This window comes from Marinobacter sp. ATCH36 (genome assembly GCF_023555055.1).
Taxonomy (GTDB): Bacteria; Pseudomonadota; Gammaproteobacteria; order Pseudomonadales; family Oleiphilaceae; genus Marinobacter.
In genome coordinates this window covers 286878-313141 of the sequence record NZ_JAMJPL010000004.1, presented here as the reverse complement: position 1 = coordinate 313141, position 26264 = coordinate 286878, and the positions used below count along the sequence as shown (strand labels likewise).

Sequence of the window (26264 nt, the reverse complement as noted above, 5' to 3'; positions counted from 1 at the left end):
AACTCTCAGGTTTTGCGGCGAAGCTAAATCCGATAGGGGGCAGGCTGGTTGCAACCAAAAATGTTGACTATAGTGATTCTGTGCGAGGGAAGCCTGCCGCGGAGAGGGGTGTAATTCGTAAAATCATACTTTTGACTGATCAAAGCGTCCGATGGCGTTAGCTATAGTGCCAGCATCACGAGCACTGTGCATGAAGCCTCCAAACATCGTGAACACCAATAATCAGAGCAGCGACTCAGAACAACAATGGAGTAGCCTTCCAATGACAAGAAAAACACAGCAATGGCAGCAGTGGACCAAATTGCCGCTGGCCGTAGCAGTTGCCGCCGGAATGTCCGGCCAGGCAGCTGCCTATTCGTTTTATGTGGGGGACGTCGAAGCCTCTCTCGACACCACGCTTTCCGCTGGTGCCACCTGGCGGACCCAGGATTCGGACAAAAGGTTGATTGCCCAGGGTAATCTCGGCCCGGAGTACGCTCCAGGTGGGTCAAAGGCAAACATTGGTGCCTCTACCAACAACTACGACGACGGTAACCTGAATTTCGAAAAAGGGGATACTGTTTCCAAGATCGTAAAGGGCAACAGTGACCTGTTCCTGAACTACAACGTTGGTGGCGACTATCTGGATCGCGTTGGTGGTTTTATTCGCGGCCGTTACTGGTACGACTTTGAACTGAAAGACGAGAACCGGGCCGTAGACCCTGTGGGGCAGCGCCGGTCCTTGAACGAAGAGGCCAAAAAGGGCGCATCAGGCGGCGAGATTCTTGACGCCTACGTTTTCTCTGACTGGTGGCTGGGTGAAACACCTGTCAGTCTGCGCTACGGCAAACAGGTGGTCAGCTGGGGCGAGAGCACGTTTATCCAGGGTGGCATAAACACCGTCAACCCGATCGATGTGCAGGCTTTCCGGGCTCCCGGTTCAGAATTGAAAGATGCGTTGCTACCTGTTGAGATGCTCTACACGTCTGTGGGTCTCACTCAGGACGTGACGGTTGAAGCCTTTGTTCAGGCCGACTGGGAACCGGTGCGTCCGGATGATTGCGGCACCTTCTTCTCAACCAACGACTTTGCGCCTGACGGCTGTGGCCCGGTTTTGCTGGCTGGCACACTGCCTGATTCGCAAGCACTGGCCCAGGGTTTCGTAGCACCGCGTCTGGCCGATGAAGAGGCCGATGCCAAGGATCAGTTCGGTGTAGCTGTGCGCTGGTTTGTTCCTGAGCTGAACAATTCAGAAATTGGCTTCTACTACATCAAGTACAACAGCCGTCTGCCGTACGTCAGCGGTCTGGTGAACAATCCTTCATCGCCGAGTGCAACACAGCAGAGTGATCCCAACGAACCGAACGCTGCGTTCCCCAGCTACTTTATCGAGTATCCGGAGAACATAAATTTGTATGGCATCAGTATCAACACCACGACCCCAGGTGGCTGGTCTCTGGGCGCGGAGTACAGCTTCCGCGACAACGTCCCGCTGCAGTGGAACGCGTTTGAGCTGATCTTCGGTGGCCTGCAACAACGTGGCCCTGACGGTCAGATCCTGAGCAAGCTGGAAGCACAGCGTCTTGAAGAAAACCCGGGTGCAAACCTGGCCGGCAAGCCCGTCGATGGTTATGACCGCTTCAACGTGTCACAAGCGCAGTTCACACTGATCAAATTCTTCGACCAGGTGATGGGTGCCAGCCGTCTGTCTCTGATCACCGAATTTGGTGCGACCTACGTGCACGATCTTCCTGACGAAGATGAAGCCCGCTACGGCCGTTCCGGTACTTTTGGTATCGGCGAGCTCCCGCTTAATGGCGCGAACTTTACCGGTGATTTCTGTGCGGCCGGTGCCAACATCAATACCAACTACTGTAACAACGAAGGCTTTACCACTTCCTTCTCCTGGGGCTATCGTACGCGTCTGGTCTGGGACTATCCGAGCGCGATTGCCGGCATCAACCTGTCACCGCAGCTGGCCTGGAGCCATGATGTGCAGGGCTACGCACCGCAGCCGGGCGGTAACTTCAACGAAGGTAACAAGGCTATTGGGGTGTCGCTCCAGGGCGTATACCAGAACCGCATAACCGGCAACATCGGTTATACAAACTTTTTCGGTGGCAAGCCGTATAACGAGTTAACCGACCGCGATTTTGTGAGTGCGAGCGTTTCCTACTCATTCTGATTCGGCCTGAATTCGTTTAACGAGGTAATTTAAATGAAACTGAACAAGAAGCTACTGGCCACTGGCATCCTGTCCGCATCCATGTTTGCGGGCAACGCCTTCGGCGCGGTTTCCGCAGAGGAAGCGGCCAAGCTGGGCGATTCGCTCACGCCGATGGGCGCGGAGAAGGCTGGCAATGGTGATGAAATCCCGGCATGGGATGGCGGCCTGACCTCATCACCGGCGGGCTATAACAATGACGGAATCTATGTCCATCCGTTCCCGGATGAACAGCCGCTGTTTACCATCGATCAGAGTAACGTTGAGGAGTATTCAGACAAGCTGTCTCCGGGTCAGGTTGCCATGATCGAGCGGTACGATAACTACAAGATTCCGGTCTATAAGACGCATCGTACGGCCGCTTATCCGGACCAGGTGATGGAAGAGACGGTCGAGAATGCGACTACCGTTGAGCTGATCAAGGATGGTAACGGCCTGGGTAACTATCAGACGGCGACACCATTCCCGATCCCGCAAAATGGCCTGGAAGCAATCTGGAACCATATCACCCGTTATCGCGGTGGCTCTGTCCAGCGTAATGTTGGCCAGGTAACGCCGCAGGAAAATGGTAACTACAGTGTTGTGAAGTTCCAGGATGAACTGACATGGCGCACCTACCTGGAAGATTACGAGCCGGGTGAAGATGCCAACGTACTGTTCTATTTCAAGCAGGCCATTACCGCTCCGGCGCGTCTGGCCGGTAACGTGCTGCTGGTTCATGAGACCATCGACCAGGTCGCAGAGCCACGTCGCGCCTGGGTATACAACGCGGGTCAGCGTCGTGTGCGCCGGGCTCCGCAGGTAGCCTACGACGGGCCGGGTACTGCGGCAGACGGTATGCGTACCTCAGACAACTTCGATATGTTCAACGGGGCGCCTGACCGGTACAACTGGGAGTTGATCGGCAAGAAGGAAATGTACATTCCGTACAACTCCTACAAGCTGGTGGACCGCGACCTGAGCTACGACCAGATCATCAAGGCAGGGCATATCAACCAGGATCTGACTCGCTACGAGCTGCATCGTGTGTGGCATGTGCGTGCGACTCTGAAGGATGGTGAGCGCCATATCTATGCTCAGCGTGATTTCTACATCGATGAAGATTCCTGGCAGGCAGCAGTTATCGATCATTATGACGGACGCGGCGAGCTCTGGCGTGTGGCTGAGGCTCACAGCATGCAGTTTTATGATCAGATTGTTCCCTGGTATGCCATCGAGACCCTGTACGATCTGCTGTCTGGTCGCTACCTTGTTCTGGGCTTGACCAATGAAGAATCAAATCCCTATTCATTTGGTGTTGAGCGATCTTCCCGCGAATACACCCCGGCGGCTCTGCGCCGGGCTGGCACGCGGTAAAGCAAAGGGTTCCCCCGGAAGTTATTCCGGTTTTTGAGAACGGCGGGCTCTGGCCCGCCGTTTTTGTTTTTGCAGCCTACCCCTCCTTTAGTTTAATCTCTTCCTACTCATACTAAAGGCGTACCCACGCAGGTCGCCATGATTACCACAAGGCAGAGATCACATTTGCCGGACAATGGGCCGCCGCGCTCATGGATTCCGGGTTTTCAACGGGGCAAAGAGTGAAATCATTTGATGATGGCTGTGCGGCCAACGATGAATTCCAGTCGGCACTGGGTGGAGTACATCGTGGCGAGTTGATAAGGGATTTGTTGCGTCAGCGGGTGCGGATGCCAGAGCCCGTCCCCAACTACCTGAGAAGAAAGGCACTTACGGAAAAAATCACCTCGGTTATCAAGCCGGGGCAGGTGCTGTTCGTTGAAGCACCCTCAGGTTACGGTAAGTCCCACGCATTAAGCGCAGCCTTCCGCGAAACCGACCGTAGTCCTGAAACTCTGAGATGGCTGAGCCTGACCGGGCAGGAGAATGATGCGGGCAGGCTCATGGCGCTGCTTGATATTGCATTGGCGTCCCCTCGCACTGCATCCCGGCCCTCCGGTCAGCAAAAAGCGGCCAGTTATAGCGATGCTCTGGCAATGCTGTTGTCTGACCCTTACTGGAATAATCGGGAAAGCAACGATCAGGGTAGCGACGAGTCGGAAACTGCCAGTGTACTGGTGATCGACAATATCGGCACAGTTGCCAATCCCGCCGCCATTGCCCTGTTGCAGCAACTTGCAGCCAACACGCCCGACGGCCTGGCACTCGTACTGGTGTCCAGAAAACCATTGCCCTTTGAGACCCACACCTACGAACTGGAAGGCCGCTTCCACCGGATCGGCACTGAGTCCCTGGAGCTGACCCGCGCTGAGACCTTCGAGTTTTTTCAGACCGCCGTCAGCCGTAATCAGCTGACGACGGTTGCCGTTGAGCACCTGTATTCACTGACCGAAGGTTGGATCACCCCGCTGGGGCTATACCAGAGAGAGCTGGAGTCTTCCTCCGAAGCCCGGCTGCCGATCCAGGAAACTTTCAGTGTTGAGCGTTTCCTCAGGGATGCGGTGCTGGTTCATCTTACCCCGGGGCAGCAGCGTTCCTTGCGCATCATGGCGGAAATGGAGATTGTCTCGGACGAGCTCTTCCTCGCCCTGGCCGACGCCGGATGTGACCACGCATTCAGGCCATCCACCGCCGCGGAGACAGGTATACCTCTGCGCCCGCTTCCGGGTAGGGGGCGCTGGTTCCGCCTCAACCCGCTGTTGCACGACTGGCTGCAGACACCTGCGCTGGATGGCTCCCGCGAACGTGCACTCAAGGCCAGCCGCTGGTTCAGCGAGCGTAACCAGTTCCCTGAGGCGTTGCGCTATGCACTGGTAAGCGGTGATGTGGAGGAGTCTGTACGCATTGCCTCGGAAGGGTCAGAGGCGCTGCTGATTGGTCAGGATACGGCCTCGCTGCTGCGGCTGCGCCGGTCACTGCCCGCGGGCCTGCTGGAAAGGAGCGCGCGGTTAAAAATCGTCTACGGCTGGGTTCATGCCATTGGCGGACAGTTCAACCAGGCGCGATTGCTGATCAGTGATCTGGATGCGGGAAATTATCCTGAACTGGTGGGCCGTATCGACGCTCTGAGAGCCTTTATCCTTCGTGGTGAAGGCAGCATTGACGAAGCTTTGGAGGTGGCGGACCGAGCGTTGCAGGCGGAGGCACTGTCGACGCAGGGGCAGTTGGTGACGCAGCTGGTTCGCTCCAGCGCCCTGTGTGCGGCGGGTAATTTCAGTGAGGCGAGGGAAGCCAACCGTATTGCTGCAAAGCTGGCCAGGGAAGCCGGTGATGCCGGTTCGGAAATTCTGGCGGTGTATGCCCACGCGCGAATCGAGCTGGGCAAGGGTTCGCTGAAACACGCCGAGCAACTGCTGAGGACCGGCCTGGATACCGCGATGAACGAATCCTCTCGTCCGGCTCGGGTTGGGGAAACGCGGCTCCAGCTAAACCTGGTAATGGTATTGTGGCATCAGGGCAGGGAAGCGGAAGCGGACCGCCTGCTGGTAACCTGCATACGTCATGCGGAACAGACCCGCGACCTGGGGCTGCTGCTGGCCATGGCACTCCGGGTGCTTATCTGCCGTACCCAGAACCGGATGGATGATGCCTTTGCCTGGATAGGCCGTGCTGAGCGCACCATGCAGTCCTGGCGAGTGGATCAGGCGGTGTACGTTCCGGTACTGGAAGCGCTGAAAATCAGTGGCTGGCTGTCGTTGGGGCAACCTGATACGGCAGCCCATGCGATGGAGCGTCTGAATCCCTGGCGGGAAGTAAACTGTGTACCGGAAATGTTCCCGATGATGCCGGGAATGCTCGATTGCCTGCAGGCGAGGATTGAACTGGCACGGGGTGACGATATAAAGGCGGCGCAAACCGTCAGCAATATCCGCCACAACAATGGCGAGACACTGCCGTTCGGGCTGGATATCCACTCAAGGTTGCTGGAGAGCGTCGTCAGCTGGCGCCAGAAAGGCCCTGCGGCTGCCCAGAAGCTACTCGCCACGGCTATCACCATGGCCGGGGAAGAACACTACATCAGCCCGTTTGCCGAGCTCAGGGGCGAACTTCAGGAGCTGCTGGAAAAAACCTGGCAGCAGTTGCCAGACACGCCTTTTACCGAGTCCGTGGGAAGGCTTTACGGACTGTCCGACATGAAAGTGCAGGCGCCTTTGGCCGAGCCCATCAGTGAACGGGAGCAGGGCGTGCTGGAGCTGATCGCTCAGGGCCTGTCCAACCAGGACATTGGCGACCGCCTGCACATCTCCCTGCACACGGTCAAAACCCATGCCCGTCGCATCAACGCCAAGCTTGAGGTCAAATCCCGTACCCAGGCCATCGTGCGCGCCCGGGAGCTTGGGCTGTTATAGAGCTCAGGCGGACCGTTTCAGCTCTTCGATCCGGGCGTCCTTCTCTTCCCAGAGCTGGCTTACCCAGCGCTGGAAATCAACGCGGATGTCGCGATCATTCTGGTAGTCCATGCCCAGAAACCGCTGTGGAATTTCCCGGGTTCGTATATCAATGACAATTTTCTGCACTCGCCCGCACAGGTAACTCCAGATACCGCTCTTGCCCTCCGGGTAAAGGATCGTCACATCCAGCATGGTATGAAGTGATTCGCCCATCGCCTCCAGCACAAAGGCGGTGCCACCGGCACGGGGTTTAAGCAGATGCCGGTAGGGTGAATTCTGGCTCTTGTGCTTCGCTGGCGTCAGCCGGGTGCCTTCCATGAAATTGAAGATGGTCACCGGGGTATAACGAAACTTCTCGCAGGCCGCGCGGGTGGTTTCGACATCCTGGCCTTTCAGTTCCGGTCGGCGGGCAATCTGTTCCTTGGTGTGCCGTTTCATGAACGGAAAATCCAGCGCCCACCAGGCAATACCCAGAAAAGGCACCCAGATCAACTGTTGCTTCAGGAAGAACTTGAGCAGTGGAATACGGCTGTTCAGCACATGCTGAATGGCCGGAATGTCAGTCCAGCTCTGATGGTTGCAGGTCACGAAATACCAGTGCTCCCGGCTCAGGCCCTCGGCCCCGCGCACGTCCCATTCAATATCGTGCAGCACATCGGCCAGCACATTGTTGAAGCCGATCCACAGCCAGGCAATGCGATTGAGAACAATGGTGCAGCCTTTTCGGATCGGGGTAGCCGGAATCACCAGTTTGATAATCGCGAAGACCATCAGAATCGGAAAAAGCCACAGGGTGTTCAGCAGGACAAGCACGATTGCAAGCACACCTTTGACTGGTGCAGGCAAGAAACTGAGCATGGACAGGTATCTCCGGAATACAAGTCTCGACGATTATCGGGTGGCTGAATCAGCCTTCGCTGTCGTTGGTGGCATCCGCTTTACTGCCTCGCAAAAGCGCCTCTTCTTCTCGGGCCGAGGCCAGCGCCAGCAGTTCCTGTTGGCTGCTATCCCGGACACTGAGGAACTTCTCATCGTAGTAGGACAGATTGTTGTAGCGGATCATGCTTCTGATTTCTTTCACGTATTCCTCGCCGCGCTCTGAGTAATCAAGCAGGCCGGCAGCCAGGCTGGAACCAGTGGCATTATCGCCGCTGTTGCGGGCGTTAAGGCGGACATCCCGAAGTTTCTGGTAGGCAGGGTGACGATTCAGGTTCTGAATGTACGAGCGCACCGAGAGATACGGTGAGTCGAAATCGGCCACCTCATGGCTGGCGCCCTCAACGCGGCTTTGGGGTACCAGGCCACAGCCTTTCGAAAAGCACCACTGGCCGAACAGGTTATTACCCCGGCGGGCGAAGCGGGAGGTGCCCCAGGCGGATTCGTTGGCGGCCTGCGCCATAATAAGGGACGGTGGAATTACATCGAGACGATTCCCCAGCCGCCGGAACATGTCCGCGCTGCCCGGTTCCTCATCCACCCGCAAACGTTCCGCATGTTTTTTCAGCCAGGTCAGTTCGGATTGACTGAGCTCGTCCTTGCTAGATAGGCTTTGCAGGTACTCGCGTTCAATCAGAATGCGGGCGTTTGCCAGCACAATGCGTGGATAGAGAAACGAGAAAAACGCCGCCTTCTTCTCAGTGGTATCGCGGTAGTTGGAGAAATCCGGCAGGTCAGTTTTGGACCAACTGGGCAGCGGTGGCAAGGTGGCCAGCGCGACGTCCTCTGTTTCAGCTGTGTCCCGGTCAAGGTCAGGATCCGGAGTGTGCAGTGCTCCCCAGAAACCAAACACCACCATTGGAAAAATCAGCAAAAACGCCCGAATACCAGAAGACATAAAACCTCTCGTTGTAATCGATATGACAGCGATTATAACAGGTAATACGGCCGCGTCGCCCGGGCGGTTTGGTGCCAGTCAGTCCGGCAGGCGCGTGGCCATTACCAGGCCCAGTACTTCTTCATTGCCCTGGGTGTCTCTGATTTGCAGGAAAAACTGGTTCTGGTCGTTGGTGAAGAATCCGTTCATTGTCAGAGTGCTATCCGTGTTGGTGAATGTTGCCGTCCCATCGTTGCTCGCACTATAGGTGAGGGCAACGTCCTCTGGTTCCCGGGCTATCGGGGCGGATACGGTTTCGGCATCCACCCGGTGAACAGTGTCCAGCCGCCGGCCTTCCAGGCGCGCACTGCCTGACGATTCGATCACCAGCAGGGCGTTATCGAAATGCGCCAGTCTGTTGCGGCCCTGTGACAGGCCAAGGGTTGCGCCCTGAAGCCGGTACTGTCCGCTTGTGGGCGGCGCGGTTTCGGCTTGCTCCGCGGCCACCATCAGGCCGTCACCGATGGCGTTGGTGTCCAGATTGAAGCCCAGCAGCGTGCCATCCGGGGTGGCGGCGCCAATGGCAATGTCGGGCGTCTCATCCAGGTCGGGGGCGGCGTTTGTGTCAAGGTTCAGGCGGCCGTTGCTGACAATACGGTTGCCATCGTTGGGATCCCAGACCCGCGACCGTCGCTCACTGATCACCCAACTGGCGTTGCGGGTTCCGGGGGAGACGGATACGGTTCCGGTGTTGCCTCTGTGAAGCGCGGTGGTTGTCGCCGCCTGGGTGACGGTCTGGCCGTTGATCTGCCAGTCTCCGACTCCGCTTTCTACCACCATGGGTTGGTTTTCGTCGCCTATGCGGATGGCCAGGTAAACCAGGTTGTAGCTCTTCCCGTTCAGTGCCTGCTGCCTGTCAAATCCTTCTTGCCGCAGCAGATTCAGTTCAAACACCGAGAGATAATGGTCCTCCAGGGTACGTTCCCGCTTCAGTTCACCGCCCTCGGAACGCAGCTCGATGGCCTTTCCGGCGGTGAAATATCCACTGAGAAAACGGTCAGGCTGTTCGCTGCCACCGCCCACATAGGCGTCCAGATGATAAGGATTGCGGGTCCAGCCAATGATTTCCGAGCTGCTGCGGCCGGTGATGCTCTGGAACAGCGCGCGACCGGCCAGAAGGCGGATATCGTCTTCCAGGGTTGCGGCCCCCGGAGACGAGGAATGGGTATTCCGGTCCCAGTCTGTACGGTTGAAAAATTCGTTGTCGCTTCTATGCACCAGTGTTTTGCGGTCATAGGGTATATCACTAGCCAGGGAGGTTACCTTGATATTGAAGGCATCGAAGGACGTCAGCGTCAGGCCCGGGTAGACATAACCGGTGCCGTTCTGGTCGGTGACTGTCTCTTCACGTGCCAGGCGAACGCCCCACTGGCCGGAACCGGCAAGACTGGATTCCCGGAAGGTCTGGCCCAGCTCCACGCCCCAGAATACTGAGTGATAATCCGCGGAGCTGGCTTCGATCCTGCCGGTAGACTCCTCCCCCAGCAGCGCCAGATCGGTCATGGACGACACATAGCGGGCAAAGTCTCCCCGCTCTTCCAGCAGCGTTATTGCCCCCCGGGCACCCAGGTTATCGGGGATATCAATTTCAAAATCGTGAACCTGGTCGGCGAGGGTGGGCCACACATATTTATTCAGGCACAGGGTGCTGTCGGCATCGTTCACACAGTCCATGACCCGGTTGAACTCATCGGCTGAGTAAGAGCCAAGCGCATTGGCAACCAGGTATTCCGAGAACGGGTTGATCTTCACATCCCGGTCCGCATCGGCAGCCAGGGCCCGCAGCCGGGTGTTGCCGTAGCTTGCTTCTATGATCACGTCCGGGCCCAGGGGCAGGCCGCCCCTGAAGGCGATGACGGTGCGCCCGGAATTTTCCGTGCGGGAACGGGCGTCTACAGAGGCAAGCTCGCGGAGAGACTGGTCGGTTCGGTAGACAGTGATGGTGTCAGGCTCGATGATTCTGAGGTTGCGGCGGGTAGGCTCTCCGTCCGGGGCAACGGATGTCGGTACTTCCATCGTCACCCGCACTTCGTTACGTTCAAGCCCGGAGGCATTGCTGGAATCGCCCGTGGTGCCGGAGGTGAAATCGTCGTTGGCGTTCTTGGCTGGTGGGAAGCTGTTGTCGCGGTCTCTTGCGTCGTCGATGGCATCATCACCACCACCACAACCCGCGATGAGCGCGAATACAGATGCCGCTGAAAGAAGCCAGAGGCCCCGCCTGGTTGTTTGTCCTGAAAGGTTGTCCATGCATGATAAACCATTCCCGAAGCGTGAGCGAAAAGTCTATCAAGATGGACCAAGGCAAAGAGTGAGGCAGGGCACGATTTCGGGTGTGGCAGCCCTGCCGATCAGAAGAAGATCTTCATGCCTGCCATAACACCTTCATCCAGGTTGAGGTCGCCGCGGCCCTCAAAGTTGGTATTCAGGTAGCGGTAACCGGCAAAGAGCTCGGCATTGCGGATCACGCGGTAGCTGCCCCGAAGTTCCAGGCTGGTCATGTCGTCGGAATCGCCGAACGACAGGATGCTCGGTGCATAGTGAAGCCCGCCGGTGAAGGACAGCCCCGGCACGTCGGGAACGTTCACGGTGGCGAACCCGCCAAGGGCAACCGCACCGCCGTCTACACGGTCGTCATCCCAGCCGATGGCACGAACGCCAATGCCCGCTGTGGTAGGCAGGTTGCCAAGCGCCGTGCGGCCCTGGGCGTGGAAATCCACGTTGCCGATATGGCGGCTGCCTTCGTGATAGGTGTAGCCAGTGCCCACCTGCAGATCAGAGTTGGTCTCGAAAAAATTCACCTGGCCCTTTACGGAGTCGTTGGTCAGGCTCAGATCCGCATCGGCAGCAAAAACCGGCGCTGCGGCAAGGGACAGAACGATAAAAGGAATACGGGACACTTTCATTCTTATACCTTCTCTATTGATTGAATGTAACCGGATCAGGATTGATTTGGTTGAATGGTAACGGGCAGCCCCGGCGCGCTCAACTTAAAACGGGTTAAGGGCCGGTTAATACGGGCTTTTAGTGGCTGGTTGTATCATCACCCTGGTCGAGATCGTCTGGCGAGACGTTTTCGGCAGGCACCCGGTATTCCTCGTTCGCCCAGGCGCCCAGATCGATCAGCTTACAGCGTTCGGAGCAGAAAGGGCGAAAAGGATTGCTCTCGGTCCATTCCACGGACTTCTTACAGGTGGGACATTCTACGTTCATGACAGCCTTTGGAGATGTTCAGGTGGATGCGGACGCCTTGCAGTATTGTTCCAGAACCGCCCGCAGCATTTCAATATTGACAGGCTTGGCAACAAAGGAATCCATGCCGGCTTCACGGCAGCGTTCCTCGTCCTTTTCCATGGCGCTGGCTGTCAAAGCCACCACCGGAACGGGGCTGCGATTGTGGTCCTTCTCCCACCGGCGCAGGCGCCTTGTAGCTTCAAAGCCGTCTACCCGGGGCATGATGCAGTCCATAAAAATCAGGTCGAAGGGATGCCATTGCCACAGGCTGGTGGCCGCTTCGCCGTCATTGGCTGTCATCACATCACAGCCGAGTTTTTCCAGCAGCCGGCGCGAGAGCGTGCGGTTAACCGGGTTGTCCTCCACCAAAAGAACCTTCATGCGGCCACAGGGCAGCTCCCGGCGGCGGGTGTTGTCACTGACGGCCTGCAGGGAGAAACGGGTCAGGAAACGGCGATCGTCTTTGGCCGCATCCGCAAACAGTTGATGCAGGATCGGTGTCAGGCAGGATTCCCGCAGGGACTTGCTCAGGAACGCATCGGCTCCTGCCTGGCGGAAGTGCTCCGCGTCGCCGCGCTGGGGGTTGGACGACAGAATCAGCAGCCGGGTGTGGCCCCACTCCGGATTGCTGCGAATCTGGCGGCACAGCAAATCGCTGTCCATATCCGGCACAAACCCATCCAGCGCAATGGCATCAAAGGGTTCGAGGTTATCGGAGGCCAGGCGCAGGGACGTCAGTGCTTCCCCGGCGGATTTAACCGCTTCAATGTCCAGCTCGTGCCGTGACAGCATCTCCAGGGTAATCTTGCGGGACAGCTCATAGGAGTCCACCACCAGAATGCGCTTGCCGCGGATCATGCTGGTATCCGGCCGGCTACGGGAGGCACTCTCGGCGGCGACCGGCAACGTCAGCTCCATCCAGAAGGTGGAGCCGTCCCCCGGCTTGCTCTCCAGGGCCAGAGAACCGCTCATCAGATGAACCAGCTGGCGGCAGATCGTCAGCCCCAGGCCCGCCCCGGGCAGCTGGCGCTGGAAACGCTGGCCCAGCTGAACATAAGGCTCATACACCAGCGGAACGTCCTCCGGGTTGATACCGACCCCGGTATCCTCAACCGCCACCCTTAGCCGCACGTTGTCGTCGCGGCGGCCCAGCACCTCAATGCTGATCAGCACGTGGCCGGAGTCCGTAAACTTGATGGCATTGGACGTCAGATTCAACAGAATCTGCCGCAGCCGCACCGGATCGCCCCTCAGTGCCCAGGGCAGGTTCTCGTCAATGCGCAATTCCAGGGCCAGGCCTTTTTCACGGGCCCGGGCGCCCAGCATGTGCACCAGATCATTCAGGGTGTCCCGCAGATCGAAGGGGATGTCCTCCAGCACCAGCTTGCCGGCCTCCATGCTGGAAATATCCAGCAGGTCATTGATGATGGACGACAGGCTCTCGGAGGCATTCAGCAGGGTATGAACATACTCGCGCTGGTCCTGGTCCAGCGGAGTGTCGGAAAGCAGGTTGGCGTAACCCAGAACGGATTGCAGCGGAATCCGCAATTCATGGCTGACATTGGCCAGGAACTGGTTCTTGGCGTGGTTGGCCCGCACCGCTTCGTCCCGTTCATCCTGGGACTGAATCGATGTCTGGCGCAGGGAACGGGTATCCTCCAGCAATTGCAGGCGCATGGTGTTCAGGGCCTGCTCCAGCTCGCTAAGCTCATCCCCACGCTTTGGGGGGTTGCGGCGCAGCCGCAGTGGCTCAATCAACGCATCCAGATTCAGCCGCGCGGCATAATCAGCAATGGTCTCCAGGTGCCGCGACAAAGTGAGCCGAACAATAATCAGCAGCCCCAGCGTACCCAGCATCACAATCATCGACTGGAACAACAGCGTCAGCAACGCGCGTTCCATCAGCTCGTTGTAAACCGTCTCCACGGACGAGGTTACCGTAAGCGTACCCATGGCTTCCGGGTTATCGAGAGACGCGCGGTTAAACACCAGAGGGAAAGACTCGGAGATCACCCGGCCCTCCGGGTAGGTGCCGGTACTGAATTCCTCACCCGCGGCGGTGATCACCCGGGCGTGCTGAATCACCGGAATGGCCCGCATGTCGTCCAGACTGTTGGCCACCTCACTGTAATTCATCAGCCACAGATTGTTGCTCATCGCACCGGAAACAAGCTCTGCCGCACGCTCCTGAGTGCTGCGAAGCTCCTCCGTACGGCGGTCGAGCTCGCCAATCATCTGCACACCCGTTGCCGCCAGCGACAGGATCAGACTGAACAACAGCACATAAACCAACAGCCTGGCAGCCAGTGGCCGTACACCTATTCGTTTGAATAACCGGATCGGAGGCAAGGCACGCATTCCCTGTGTCGTGTCGATAAAATAACCGACTTGCAGTTTAACAGACGGTTAGCACTTCGACACGCTCCTGTGATTCGTTATGGACAAACCGGAAACGCACATTCAGATCATAGAAATGCGCCCCATAGATCCGCTCCTCATCCCGACCCCGCCGGAACGAAGGCCTTGGATCGTAACTCACCACATCCTCAATCAACCCCCGCAGATCCGGATATTCAACCGCCGGCAATCCCGCAAGCTGCTGCTCTGCCTCATCCAGAAACACCACCGGCAGTCGCTCCGTAGGCGCCGAATCCGCCCACCCCAGCGACGCCTCCGGCACCGAATCCGCAAACGGCAGATACGGCTTTATATCCAGAATTGGCGTACCGTCAATCAGATCATGATCACCAACCCGCAACACCAACCGCCCGCCATCATCGCGACAAAGCCCCTCATTCCGCACCACCGAAAGCCCCAGACTGTTCGGCCGAAACGGCGACCGACTGGCAAACACCCCGATCTTCTTATTTCCCCCCAACCGCGGCGGCCGAACCACCGGCCGCCACTCGGCCCTAACCGCCTCATGAAACTGAAACGTCAACCACAAATGACTCGCCGACTCCAGGCCCCGAAACGCATCCTCCCGATCAAACGGCGGTTGAATCACCAGATCGGCATGGGCAAAACGGGTCAACCCCGGCTGGCGGGGCACCCCGAACTTGTCCCGAAAACATGAGCGGGTAAGGGCAATCGGCGTAAGCGTTAACGCCTCATTGGCAGGACGAGAAAGATGACGGCTCATAAAAGTAAGAAGCTTTAGGTAACTCGAGTTAGAGATTCAGGCGGTGAGCCCTTCCAAAACTGTCTTCGGCCAAGGACGGCCGAAGTCAAGCGCACATGGATGTGCTCGTAGCGTGTTTTGGAAGGGCACATCGGTTGAAGCTCGGCCAGAAAGCACAGAATTTGATGAGTAGCACCTTAATAGGGCCTCTCAATACTGCCAGAAAAATACAACTCTATCCGCAAAACCAACGACCCCCGATCCTTGAAACTCTCATCCCGCGGAAACTCCAACGCCGGAATGATTTCCCCATACAACCAGTCACTGTGCAACCGATACCGATAAGTCACATCCGTAAAATACGACGTAGGCCGCCAACTAGGCTGACTCTCACCCAGAACACCCACCCGAGGATTGATGGTAGACCGGTTATTCAGCCGCTTGTAAAAATTCGCCGTCTGGGAAAGCTCGAATTTACGCTCATCGTGAACCCACTCCACCTCCGACGAAATCAGCGTATTCCAACCATTGCCCAGGCTCCGCCCGGCACCAAACCACGACCTCGTGCCCCAGCCATCCTGGTGAAAGTAATACACTCGCTGCTCCACCGCCAGCCTCCAGTCTTCCCCCGGCTGCCAGCTCTTTTCCGCTTTCGCCCGCCAGAACGCATCAGGCGGCAAACGCAGGCGCACACCCAAATCATTACTCAGATTGATCGCATCGCCGACAGTCGAGAGAAAGCGAAACGCACCGGTGGCCTGGGTATCGGTCCGCTCATCCTCGGTAAGCTGTCGACTCCGCCGCCGCTCGGAAAGGGGGATAAGCTCATCACTTTCACTCTCGATAACCAGCCGCAGTTTTTCCTCAGTCGTCGGAATATCCAGCCGGAACCGCGCTTCTGGATCAAACTGGGCCGGGTCGCCGTATTCCGATTCGGTGGCAAAACCGACGCGCAGATAACTTTCATTATCCGGCAACGCCTGGGTACTGCCGGAAAGCGTGCGGTCCGCCCATTCACCCAGCGCCTGAACGCGATCGCTGTGGGAGCGTTCCTGAGTCAGAACCCAGTTGCTGAACCTGAGCCAATAGGAATCGTTGGGCTCGGCCCAGAATTCGTCCGGAGAAAAGGTAAAAAATGAGGGCGGCAGGTTTTCAGGGATCAGAACATCCTTTGCCACAGGGTCGGTAATGGTAAGCAGTCGATCCTGAGCCGTAGACATACCGGGAACCGCTGCAAGCAGGGCAGCACAAACACGGAGAATAGTGCGGAGATAACGAACGTCAGCGGTCAAACGCCACCATAAACTGCTTGTGTAACGCCTCAACGCGATGTTCAACCTCTGAAACGGGCCGGTTGTTGTCCACTATCTCATCAGCCCTTTGCAGCCGTTTTTCACGGGGGATCTGGGCGTCAATGATTCGCTGAACCTGATCCCGCGCATTATCATCCCTGGCCATGGTTCGTTCAAGCTGCACATCCACGGGCACATCGACTACAACCACCTTGTCCACCAGCTGATGCTGGTCCGTTTCCAGCAACAACGGCGACACCAGCAAAACATAGGGCAGGGCATAGTCCGCCGGCTGCAGCTGACGTACCAATTCCTCACGAATCACCGGGTGCAACAACCCTTCCAGCCAGGCCCGTTCCTCTGGCGCATCAAATACAACCTGCCGTAGTGCCGCGCGGTTGAGGCCACCGTCCGGCAGCAGAATGTCACGCCCGAAATGCTCCGCAATCTGCTCCAGTGCGGGAGTGCCAGGCTCCACAACCGCACGGGCAACATCATCCGCGTCCACCCAGTGCACGCCAAGGGCGCCAAACATTCGCACCACAGTGGATTTACCGGAACCAATACCGCCAGTGAGCCCAACGACAGCCATTAAACCCCCAAATACCCATGCCACGCGGCCAGAATTTCTGCCCCAAACCAGAGACAAAGCAACCCCGCCGCCGCCAAATACGGCCCAAACGGAATCGGCACCTCACGCCCATGCTTGCGGAACACCATCAAACTGATCCCCACCACGGCACCAACCACCGACGACAACAAAATCACCGCCGGCAACAACTCCCAGCCCAGCCAGGCACCGAGTGCAGCTAATAACTTGAAATCCCCATGGCCCATGCCTTCCTTGCCCGTTACCAGCTTGAACAACCAGTACACCGACCAGAGTGACAGATACCCGGCCACAGCGCCCCAGAAGGCACCGTTAAAGTCCGTGAGCACGCCAAAGTAATTCAATACCAACCCGAGCCACAACAACGGCAGTGTGATGCTATCCGGCAACAACTGGGTATCAAAATCAATCACCGTCAGCGCAATCAGCGCCCACACCAGCAACAACGCCCACAGCGCCGCCTCAGTTGGCCCGATGATAAATATCGTCACCACCGAAAACAGCGCCGTAATGGCCTCAATAATCGGATAGCGCGGGGAAATACCGGTTTTGCAGGAAGCACACTTTCCACGCAGCACCAGGTAACTGATCACCGGAATATTCTCCCAGGCGCGGATTTTGTGGCCACAGGAAGGGCAGGTGGACGCCGGCTTGGAGAGTGTGACCGTCTCTTCTTCCTTTCGTTGTTCCTCCGGTAATTCCAGAAACTCTTCACACTGGCAGCGCCAGTCTTGTTGCATTATTTTTGGCAGGCGGAGGATGACGACGTTTAGGAAGCTGCCTATGCAGAGGGAGACAAAGATAACAACGATATAAAGTAGCCAGGGCGTGGCAAGCAAGGTGTCTAGAGTGAGCATAGATTATCCGAAATGCGGGAAGCGGCGATCGAGTCGAAATCTTCACTAGAGTAGGTCGGATTAGGCCCGAGAGGGCCGTAATCCGACAAAATGGCACAATTCAACCAACTACCTGACCCATCTGGAAGATTGGCAGGTACATGCCAATGATTAAGCCGCCCACCAGGACGCCCAGAACCGCCATAATCATCGGCTCCATCAAGGCAGTCAGGTTATCTACCATATCGTCAACAACACCCTCGTAGTGGTCAGCAACCTTCTCCAGCATCTCATCCAGGTTACCGGACTCTTCGCCGATTGAGGTTAACTGCACGGCCATCACCGGGAACACACCGGTCGTTTTCATGGACGCTTGCAACTGGGTACCACTGGACACATCATCCCTAATCTTCATTACAGCGTCGCGATACACCGCATTACCGGTCGCGCCAGCAACTGACTCAAGGGCATCCACCAGCGGAACACCGGATGCGAAGGTAGTCGAAAGTACCCGACCAAACTTGGCAACGGCAGACTTATCAAGAATCTCACCGACCACCGGCAGTTTCAGGACATATTTATCAACAAGGTCCGAGAATTTGAGCGATTTCTTCTTGGCCTCCTTAAATAAGAATACAAAGCCCACGATGCCCAGCAGTACAATAAACCACCACTTCTGCATCCATTCCGATATCCCAATAATAAACTGGGTAAACAGAGGCAGATCGGCACCAAAGCCCTGGAACAGGCTTTCGAACTGCGGAACCACTTTAACGAGTAGAATAGCGGTTACAACAATAGCGACCACGATAACCGCGATCGGATAGGTCATAGCCTTCTTGACCTTTTTCTTGAGGGTTTCCGTTTTCTCAAGATACATCGCAATCCGGTCGAGCATCTGCTCCAATGCACCGGCTTTTTCACCGGAGTCCACCAGGTTGCAATAGAGGTTGTCGAAGTGCTTGGGGTGACGACGAAGGGCGTTGGCAAAACTGGTACCGGAGGCAACATCGTTACGAACCGCTGCAATCAAGTCTCTCAGTCCCTGATTCTCCAGACCATCCGTGACAATGTCAAAGCTCTGAACCAAAGGCACACCCGCCTTCATCATCGTCGCCATCTGCCGCGTAAACAAGGCGATATCAAATGGCGTGATCTTCTTGCTGCCCCCGAACAACGGCTTGGGCTTTTTCTTGACCTTGTCCGGAATAATGCCCTGCTTACGCAACTGCGCTTTCACCAGCGCCAGGTTGGTGCCGGATACTTCGCCCTTGGACTTGTTGCCCTTGCGGTCTTTGCCTTCCCAGACAAATGCCTGAAGTTTTTCTGTTTTCGCAGCCATACTTCTTAATCCTTCGTCACGCGGTTAGCTTCCTCAAGGCTGGTCACACCCTCGATTACCTTCCTAAGGGCGGATTGCCGCAGATTTCGGAAGCCTTCGGCCTGAGCCTGCTTTGCAATTTTAATGGAACTGGCCTCTTCCATAATCATGTTTGCCAGCTCTTCGGTGATCTTGACCACCTCGTAAATCCCGACGCGGCCTTTATATCCATTAGTGCATTTATCACAGCCCTTGGGGCGGTACAACGTGAACTCTGTATCAATTTGTTCCTGTGTGAACCCCTCCTCTAAAAGGATCTGGTTGGGAACGGTTGCAGGCTGTTTGCAGGATTTACACAAACGACGGCCCAGCCGCTGCGCAATGATCAGGCTAACCGACGTTGCAATGTTGAACGCAGGTACCCCCATATTCATCATCCGCGTCAGTGTTTCTGCGGCGCTGTTGGTGTGAAGGGTAGACAAAACAAGGTGGCCGGTTTGGGCGGCCTTGATGGCAATGTTGGCGGTTTCCAGGTCCCGTATCTCGCCCACCATGATAATGTCCGGGTCCTGTCGCAGGAACGCGCGAAGGGCTTCCGCAAAACCCAGTCCCACTTTGTTATTTACGTTAACCTGGTTAACACCTTCCAGGTTGATTTCGGCAGGGTCCTCGGCGGTAGAGATATTCAGCTCAGGCGTATTCAGGATGTTCAGGCCGGTATAAAGGGAGACCGTCTTACCAGAGCCTGTCGGCCCGGTTACCAGAATCATGCCCTGGGGCTGCTCAAGGGCATCCATGTAAAGCTTCTTCTGGTCGTCCTCATAACCAAGCGCGTCAATGCCCATCTGGGCCTGGCTCGGGTCCAGAATCCGCAGAACAATCTTCTCACCCCAAAGGGTGGGCAGGGTGTTTACCCGGAAATCGATGGCCTTGGTTTTTGACAGCTTCATCTTGATCCGGCCATCTTGGGGTACCCGGCGCTCAGAGATGTCCAGTTGCGCCATGATCTTTATGCGGGCGGATATCTTTGGCGCCAGCTTGATCGAGGGGCGAGACATTTCTTTAAGAATGCCATCAGTCCGGTAACGAACCCGGTAGGTCTTTTCATAAGGCTCGAAGTGCACATCCGATGCGCCACCGCGAATAGCATCAAGCAGCATCTTGTTGACATACTTAACAATAGGCGCGTCGTCTACGTCTGTGGCAGCAACAACAGCGTCGTCTTCCTGCTCTCCACCCTCAGTCTCTACGCCCTCAAGGTCAGCATCGTCCAGGTCTCCCATGCTGCTGTCCTGGGATTCGAGATACTTATCTATCGCAGCCCGAAGTTTGGCATCGTCCACCAGAATGGCATCGGTGCTCAGGCCGGTATTGAACTTGATCTCATCCAGCGCCTGGATATTGGTCGGGTCCGAAACCGCAATAAACAACCGATTGCCTCGCTTATAAAGTGGCAGTGCGTTGTGCTTGCGGACCAATTTTTCGTCGACAACCTTCTCCGGCATCATTTCCGGCAGGAAAGAGGTCAGATCCAGCACTGACACCCCGAACTCCATGGCGGCAGAAAAGGCGAGGCCGCTGCTGTTCGCCAGTTCGTTCTGAACCAGATAAGTAATCAGGGGGATCTTGTTCTGGGATGCCTGAATAAAGGCGTCTTTGGCGGTGTCTTCATCCAGAAGCCCATCGTCCACAAATCGACGGGCAAGGCCCGTTAGCGTCACGTTTCGGTTGCTGCTCGCCATAAATGCTCTGAGGAAAGTCTTATAAGTGGCTGAATATGAGTTCTATGTACCAGAGTTTAGATGTATGGCCTGGGTTTGGAAAGCAGGGTGGGTCTCAGGGTTGATGTTTCTCAAAGACAGCGTGCTGAACATGCATGCCGATAGGTGATAGTGTGGGTGACAAAAAGTGTCACTTCTGGACGTCTTGGGGCGACGGCCAGGCCTGGTGAGCCTGTGTGGTCTCTGTCGCATTGGGATGGCAAGTTACTGAATAGCCGACTTTTTTTAACATTATGTTGCAATTGGCACGGTGGCTGCTTAGGTTACCGTGGGCTCAATGCGGACCCGGGGCAATGCTCCACCGCCCCGGAGCTGGTAAAAACGAGGAACGACAACGCTAGAGGTTGATTTTATGCAAAAGATTCAAATGAAGAAGGGTCAGCAGGGTTTTACTCTGATTGAACTGATGATCGTTGTGGCGATTATTGGTATTCTCGCAGCCGTGGCGATCCCTGCGTATCAGGATTACACTAATCGTGCTAAGGCTTCTGAGGTGGTATTGGCGGCTAGTAGTGTAAGAACCTGCGTTACAGAGATTAATCAATCAGGTTTTGCTAATTACAGTTCATGTAATAACGAACCTGCTGCTGCTGGCGGAAACATAACTCAGTATGTTGAAAGAGTTACTGCTGCAGATGACACTGGCGTGATTACAGCCGAAGGTTTTGATGATATGGCCGGATTTGATATCGTTCTAACGCCTGATCCGGCTATTGCGGCAGCGGGCGATATGATTGAGGGGTGGGCGTGCTCAGCCACAATTGATGCTGCCACCAATGCGTCGGCAAATTGGGCTCCTGCAAACTGCAGACCGTAAATCATCGAGGACAGGCACAACATAGCCTGACCTAATCCCCAAAGGCTCGGCGGTTACGACCCCGGGCCTTTGTCGTTTCTGGCGGCGTCTAATTCGGGGTTGTGGTACATAATTGATCATGGACACATTAGCCTCCTTAGCCATTTGGGATGACAACACAGCTTCCTCCCAGATTCGGTCTTTCTAAAAATTGACTATCCTTCCTCTTTTAGCAATTCAGCCCAGTGTCAGAATTGGGTATTGGTAGAAATGGTCACTGCATTGTAATCATCCCCTAAAATCGCTACGTCGCTCTGATCAACGCTGAAACGCGTTTGGAAGGGATAGAGTTTGACGCCGAGTTTACGATGGTCGGCAAGCTGATTGACTCTTCGGTTGGAGGGTATGTCCAGATATCGACACATACTCCAGTCGGCATCTCCGACTATCAAGCCTGTCCAAATGAGGGGCGCATCCGCGTTTCCAGCGATGGTTCTTCGGAAGTCCGGTATGGCAGCAGTGCTACGGGCACGGCAGATGCCTTAGCTGTGTGGATTGATGGCCAGATTGTTGAAGTTTATGCCGATTGCAGCACCGTTGGCTTTGCTCCGATTTATTGATGACTGGCCGTTAGGTGGGTTGATCCTCGCCGCGCTCTTCCATAGCGTTGAGTGTATACGCTTTCAACAACAACGAGAGAAAACATTAATGCACCTAAACTGGCAATAGGAGGTCATCTGATCCCATGTTCATACCTCCACTTCCTCAAACAACTCCGCCACCTCAACATCCCACCCAAACCGGTCTCTAACCCGTTTCCTCATCACATCACTAGCCACAACCTCACCGTGCGTAATATAAACCTTCTCCGGCTTCAGCGAACCCTCACTTAGCCACTGCAAGATCTCCTCATAATCTCCATGTGCAGACAGTGAATCCAGATTATGAACCTCCGCCTTAACCGGCCAGTACTCCCCATGAATCTTCACCGATTCGGCCCCGTTCACCAAGGCATCCCCACGGGTTCCCGGGGCCTGGAAGCCGGCAAACACAATGCTGTTCCTTGGATTCGGCAGCAGGGTTTTCAGATGGTGCAGCACGCGGCCACCACTGGCCATGCCGCTGGCCGAGATGATCACGCAAGGGTAGCGCACACTGTTGAGCTCGATGGACTCGTCCACGGTGCGCACAAACTCAGTATTCTCGTCGATCATGTCGCATTGTGCGCCGGTTAAACGATGTTCCTTGTGGTGCCGGGAAAAGATCTCGGTGGCCTTTATCGCCATAGGGCTGTTCAGGTAGACCGGCATTTTCGGTATCCGGCCTTCGGCCATGATCTTGTGAATCAGGTACAACAGCATCTGCGCCCGGCCGACGGCAAATGAGGGCATAAGCACAATGCCACCGCGCCCTGCGGTCTTGGTGATGATCTCTGCCAGTACCCTCTCCGGGTCAGTTTCTCCATGTAGCCGGTCGCCATAGGTAGATTCGCACACCAGCACGTCTGCTTTGCTGATTGGCTCCGGTGGCCGCATGATCACGTCATTCTGGCGCCCCACATCGCCGCTGAATACCACCGTGCGGTCGCTGCTCCGGTGGTGCACATGCACGCAGGAAGACCCCAGGATATGGCCCGCCGGGGTGAAGGTAACCTCCATGCCTTTCACTGGCTCGATTTTTTCATGGAAGTGCACAGACTCGAAGTGCTTCAGGGCTTCGTGTGCGTCCTTCACAGTAAAGAGCGGTTCCGGCTTGTCGTGCTTGGAGAATCCTTTGCGGAAGGCGTATTTGGCGTCCTCTTCTTGAAGGTAGCCGGCATCGGGCAGCAAAACTTTGCATAGCTCGTGGGTGGCCTTGGTGCAGTAGATTTTTCCATTGAAGCCATTCTTTACCAGGGCGGGCAGGTAGCCGGTATGGTCGATGTGCGCATGGGTAAGAACCACCGCATTGATGGATGACGGCTCTACAGGGAAAGGCGCCCAGTTGCGCTTGCGCAGGTTCTTGACACCCTGATACATCCCGCAGTCCACCAGGAGCCGGTGTTTCTCATCCGACAGTAAATAGCGTGAACCGGTAACCGTGCCCGCACCGCCGAGGAATTTCAGCTTCATGGAGTTATCCTTGTACTATAGTGGGGTCAGACCCCAAGCTACCCAACCGGAGTGCCAACTCGTCTGACGTGCTCAAGCAGGGCGGGGTTATCAACCTGGTGTTTCAGTGCCAGATCCACCTTCCAGGGCAGTAATAGGTCATCAATCTCGAGTTCGATTTCATTGAACTCTGGCCGCGAAAGCCCGGGTGCGGTTAGCATCAGATCAATATCGGAGTTGTATCGATAGTTTCCTTTGGCTCGGGAGCCGTAGAGGGTAACTTCTTCTATTCCAGGGTGCCTGGCGAATACGGATTTTAATTCCGTCATCACGTGGCTTGGGAGTCCGAACGTATCCACAGGTTCGGCTGTTTCAGGCAAGGCCATGTTTCTTTACCTCATCGCCCATGCGTGTCTGTAGTTTCTCGAACAGGCTGTGGTATTGCATGAGTATGTTGTTCAGTATTGCGCGTGCCGTATCTTCGTTATAAGTGTGCGATGTGCGGTTCCGATCTTGCAGCATTCGCATCCAGCCTTCACCTTCCTCCAGCAGTCCGTTGGCAAACGCTTCGCGGATTGCATCCCGGGAGCCTGTAATTGACGTGTTGCCTTGCCACCGAAAATAATCCCGGATCACATTCCAGGATAATTCGTACGTATACTCGAATGCCTGAATCAGCCCCTGTTTCTCCAGATCGGACAATTCCCGTGTTTTGCATAACTGTACGGCGGAATCGAGCTGATTGAACGCTTTTTTGAAATTACTGAAGCGTTGAAGCCAACGAATATCGGAGTCTGGCATTTTATTTCCTTTCGCAGTGTTTAAGCTCCAGTCCACCATGCTATCCAAAAGAGCGGCTGTTTCCCAGTGCCACCGAGAGTGTGGGGGCTGACCCCAGTTCACACAGCTCTTTGAAATCGGCGCAGCCGGTGAAATACGGGTCCTCACTCATGCGGTTGGAGGCGTAGCAGGCCCGCAAGCAGGTTCCGCCAATGAATGTGAGTCTCTGGAGCAGGTCTGCGTGGCTCAATTCGCGCAGAATGTCGTGGTGCAGGATCTCTTTCTCCACCACCGGGCGAAGCACGGAAAGCCCGCTCTGGTTCCGTGGGCAATTTGGGGTCAGACCCCAAGACATTTTGCCTGGTCAAATGTACTGGGGTCTGACCCCGGCTTACATTGGAAATGGGGGAGCACTGTTACGTGATGGCTTGCCCTCGAGCTGCTTTTGCGCTTCGCGGATCTTTTCCGTGGTGGTGTTGATCAGATACGACCAAAAGCCGTCCTGCCGGACTGTTTGGTTGAGTCGGTCTGGCGGAATAAACCGGGACATTTCGAATATGAAATCCTTTTGCTGCTGTTCTAGTTCAAGCATCTTCAGTCGATCTTCAGCGCGTTCAAGGAAGGCGGTCTCTGATTGTCCGTGATCCGCCAGTTTCGCATTGATAAGCTCATACGCCGGTACAACACCACCCTGGGTCAGCCAGGCGATATCCCAGAGATCCCGATGTTTTAGCCGCCCCGGTCTCATGGCAAATGCCACCAGCTTATCGGCAAAGATTTCTTCTCGCGTCTGGGCATTGATGATGAGAGACTCAGTGCCCAAGTTGATTCCGTAGTGATTTCGAAGAGTCCTTGGTGTTACCTGGTAACTGGGTACAGCGCAGATGTCTAGATGGATTTTCTGTGCCTGCCTGTCTGGCCGCTCAGGCTGCGTGTTCACGCTAAGCTTCCAGGTATCCACGTTCCCCTGTTTCTCTGCCTTTGGCTCCGTTACGGTTATGGGCAGTTCATACTTCTCCTGCAGGCGTGTTTCGAGCGTTTCCTTGAGCCTGTCCAGTACAGCCTTGTTGAAGCCGGCGCCGCCGGTGAAATCCAGGTCCTCACTTAGGCGGTTGGAGCCGTAGCAGGCCCGCAAGCAGGTTCCGCCAATGAATGTGAGTCTCTGGAGCAGGTCTGCGTGGCTCAATTCGCGCAGAATGTCGTGGTGCAGTATCTCTTTCTCCACCACCGGGCGAAGCACGGAAAGCCCGCTCTGGTTCCGTATGGCTTCGTCAACCAGTGAGTCAAATAGTCCCATCGTCAGATCCCGGAATCAGGTCAATTGTAGAGCGGTTGAACCGGTGCATGTCCGCCAACGCCAATTTGGGCGAAGCTCTGTACAGGTGCCGGTCGGCGTCATAACTCAATTCATCAATGATATGAGACATTGCGCGTTCCGTATGCACAAACTCGATCATGCCGAAACGACCGCAGTCGACCGTGGCCGAGCGACCAGTACTTACCAGGGTAATCCAGGCCATGGGTATTTGGGAGATCAGTCCTGCTTCGCTGAGCGCGGTTTCCAGACTGATGTAGTTAAAGTGTCTGGTACGCAAGAGCGCGGCGGCATGGAACAGGATCAGCCCGCTGTTATCGGGTGCGCCCGCGTATTGGTAAATGCCCTGGCACACTCGTTCCAGAAGCCCGCGCTTTTCTGCACGGTGAAGTAGCGCCCGATACGCTCCCTGGCTCAGGTCCGGGAATAGTGATCGGAACGATGCCGTTGAATACAGGCCCACGGGGCTGGCCGAGTGGGAAGTGAGTAACCATCGCTCCAGTCGCTGTATTGGTTGCATAGTTTTAATCCGCGTTTTGTTATTAATAGTGTAATAAAGCGCGGAGCTTATGCAAGCAGACATTTATGGGGTCAGACCCCAAGACATTTCGCCTGACCAAATGCATTGGGGTCTGACCCCAAAATCCATGCCTTGGTCAGACTTCCATG

23 protein-coding genes are annotated in these 26264 nt (G+C 56.0%); 5 read left to right on the top strand and 18 right to left on the bottom strand.

The annotated features are described in order from the left end of the window. Positions 1-262 precede the first annotated feature (262 nt). The 3 genes from M8010_RS14560 (at position 263) to M8010_RS14550 (ending at position 6507) form a co-directional block, all read left to right on the top strand. The gene (locus tag M8010_RS14560) at positions 263-2164 is read left to right on the top strand and encodes a DUF1302 domain-containing protein (protein WP_250092515.1); all 1902 of its coding nucleotides are present in this window, start codon (positions 263-265) and stop codon (positions 2162-2164) included. Positions 2165-2197: 33 nt separating this feature from the next. After that, on the top strand, positions 2198-3559 hold the full coding sequence (locus M8010_RS14555) for a DUF1329 domain-containing protein (RefSeq protein ID WP_250092509.1): 1362 nt from the start codon (positions 2198-2200) through the stop codon (positions 3557-3559). Between the two features lie 221 nt (positions 3560-3780). Beyond that, a complete protein-coding gene (locus M8010_RS14550) occupies positions 3781-6507 on the top strand; it encodes a LuxR C-terminal-related transcriptional regulator (RefSeq protein WP_250092505.1) in 2727 nt (908 codons plus the stop codon). Between the two features lie 3 nt (positions 6508-6510). On the opposite strand, the gene yihG is transcribed toward M8010_RS14550, so the two are convergent. From yihG to pilB, 12 genes are all read right to left on the bottom strand, one after another. Continuing rightward, positions 6511-7407 (bottom strand): 1-acylglycerol-3-phosphate O-acyltransferase, YihG family, encoded by an 897-nt coding sequence (gene yihG, locus M8010_RS14545; protein WP_250092504.1) that lies wholly within the window; start codon positions 7405-7407, stop codon positions 6511-6513. A gap of 49 nt (positions 7408-7456) precedes the next feature. Beyond that, positions 7457-8383: a glucosaminidase domain-containing protein gene (locus tag M8010_RS14540; RefSeq protein WP_250092502.1), complete on the bottom strand. Its 927-nt coding sequence runs from the start codon at positions 8381-8383 to the stop codon at positions 7457-7459. Positions 8384-8461: 78 nt separating this feature from the next. Then, on the bottom strand, positions 8462-10669 hold the full coding sequence (locus M8010_RS14535) for a hypothetical protein (protein WP_250092500.1): 2208 nt from the start codon (positions 10667-10669) through the stop codon (positions 8462-8464). Positions 10670-10770: 101 nt separating this feature from the next. Continuing rightward, positions 10771-11325: a YfaZ family outer membrane protein gene (locus tag M8010_RS14530; RefSeq protein ID WP_250092495.1), complete on the bottom strand. Its 555-nt coding sequence runs from the start codon at positions 11323-11325 to the stop codon at positions 10771-10773. 118 nt (positions 11326-11443) lie between these two features. Then, a complete protein-coding gene (gene yacG / locus M8010_RS14525; RefSeq protein WP_250092493.1) occupies positions 11444-11632 on the bottom strand; it encodes a DNA gyrase inhibitor YacG in 189 nt (62 codons plus the stop codon). 18 nt (positions 11633-11650) lie between these two features. Then, positions 11651-14011 (bottom strand): hybrid sensor histidine kinase/response regulator, encoded by a 2361-nt coding sequence (locus M8010_RS14520; RefSeq protein ID WP_502846223.1) that lies wholly within the window; start codon positions 14009-14011, stop codon positions 11651-11653. A 37-nt stretch (positions 14012-14048) separates the two neighbouring features. Then, complete coding sequence (tsaA, locus tag M8010_RS14515) at positions 14049-14795, bottom strand: tRNA (N6-threonylcarbamoyladenosine(37)-N6)-methyltransferase TrmO (RefSeq protein WP_250092492.1); 747 nt, start codon at positions 14793-14795, stop codon at positions 14049-14051. 176 nt (positions 14796-14971) lie between these two features. Beyond that, entirely contained in the window at positions 14972-15994 is a 1023-nt protein-coding gene (locus M8010_RS14510) for a hypothetical protein (RefSeq protein ID WP_250092480.1), read from the bottom strand. 61 nt (positions 15995-16055) lie between these two features. Further along, complete coding sequence (gene coaE, locus M8010_RS14505) at positions 16056-16658, bottom strand: dephospho-CoA kinase (RefSeq protein ID WP_250092477.1); 603 nt, start codon at positions 16656-16658, stop codon at positions 16056-16058. Further along, positions 16658-17533: a prepilin peptidase gene (locus tag M8010_RS14500; protein WP_250092475.1), complete on the bottom strand. Its 876-nt coding sequence runs from the start codon at positions 17531-17533 to the stop codon at positions 16658-16660. The genes coaE and M8010_RS14500 overlap by 1 nt, the downstream gene beginning before the upstream one ends. A 100-nt stretch (positions 17534-17633) precedes the next feature. After that, positions 17634-18854, bottom strand: coding sequence for a type II secretion system F family protein (locus M8010_RS14495; RefSeq protein WP_250092469.1), 1221 nt, complete (start codon positions 18852-18854; stop codon positions 17634-17636). Between the two features lie 5 nt (positions 18855-18859). Then, complete coding sequence (gene pilB, locus M8010_RS14490; protein ID WP_250092468.1) at positions 18860-20575, bottom strand: type IV-A pilus assembly ATPase PilB; 1716 nt, start codon at positions 20573-20575, stop codon at positions 18860-18862. A gap of 391 nt (positions 20576-20966) precedes the next feature. Here pilB and M8010_RS14480 point away from each other — a divergent pair, with 391 nt between their 5' ends. Both M8010_RS14480 and M8010_RS14475 read left to right on the top strand, forming a co-directional pair. Further along, complete coding sequence (locus M8010_RS14480) at positions 20967-21431, top strand: pilin (RefSeq protein WP_502846222.1); 465 nt, start codon at positions 20967-20969, stop codon at positions 21429-21431. 314 nt (positions 21432-21745) lie between these two features. Then, positions 21746-22030: a hypothetical protein gene (locus M8010_RS14475; protein ID WP_250092467.1), complete on the top strand. Its 285-nt coding sequence runs from the start codon at positions 21746-21748 to the stop codon at positions 22028-22030. A 129-nt stretch (positions 22031-22159) separates the two neighbouring features. On the opposite strand, the gene M8010_RS14470 is transcribed toward M8010_RS14475, so the two are convergent. Genes M8010_RS14470 through abiEi form a run of 6 tightly spaced genes read right to left on the bottom strand, consistent with a single transcriptional unit; the run spans position 22160 to position 26115 of the window. Beyond that, positions 22160-23521 carry an MBL fold metallo-hydrolase gene (locus M8010_RS14470; RefSeq protein WP_250092465.1) on the bottom strand — a complete coding sequence of 454 codons (1362 nt, stop codon included), beginning with the start codon at positions 23519-23521 and terminating at the stop codon, positions 22160-22162. A gap of 38 nt (positions 23522-23559) precedes the next feature. Then, a complete protein-coding gene (locus M8010_RS14465; RefSeq protein WP_250092464.1) occupies positions 23560-23829 on the bottom strand; it encodes a nucleotidyltransferase family protein in 270 nt (89 codons plus the stop codon). Positions 23830-23872: 43 nt separating this feature from the next. After that, complete coding sequence (locus tag M8010_RS14460; protein WP_250092462.1) at positions 23873-24301, bottom strand: nucleotidyltransferase substrate binding protein; 429 nt, start codon at positions 24299-24301, stop codon at positions 23873-23875. Between the two features lie 40 nt (positions 24302-24341). Continuing rightward, positions 24342-24635 (bottom strand): nucleotidyl transferase AbiEii/AbiGii toxin family protein, encoded by a 294-nt coding sequence (locus M8010_RS14455; RefSeq protein ID WP_250092461.1) that lies wholly within the window; start codon positions 24633-24635, stop codon positions 24342-24344. A gap of 36 nt (positions 24636-24671) precedes the next feature. Continuing rightward, positions 24672-25577 (bottom strand): nucleotidyl transferase AbiEii/AbiGii toxin family protein, encoded by a 906-nt coding sequence (locus M8010_RS14450; RefSeq protein WP_250092459.1) that lies wholly within the window; start codon positions 25575-25577, stop codon positions 24672-24674. Then, the gene (gene abiEi / locus M8010_RS14445) at positions 25564-26115 is read right to left on the bottom strand and encodes a type IV toxin-antitoxin system AbiEi family antitoxin (protein WP_250092458.1); all 552 of its coding nucleotides are present in this window, start codon (positions 26113-26115) and stop codon (positions 25564-25566) included. Before abiEi ends, M8010_RS14450 begins: the two co-directional genes overlap by 14 nt. Positions 26116-26264 lie beyond the last annotated feature (149 nt).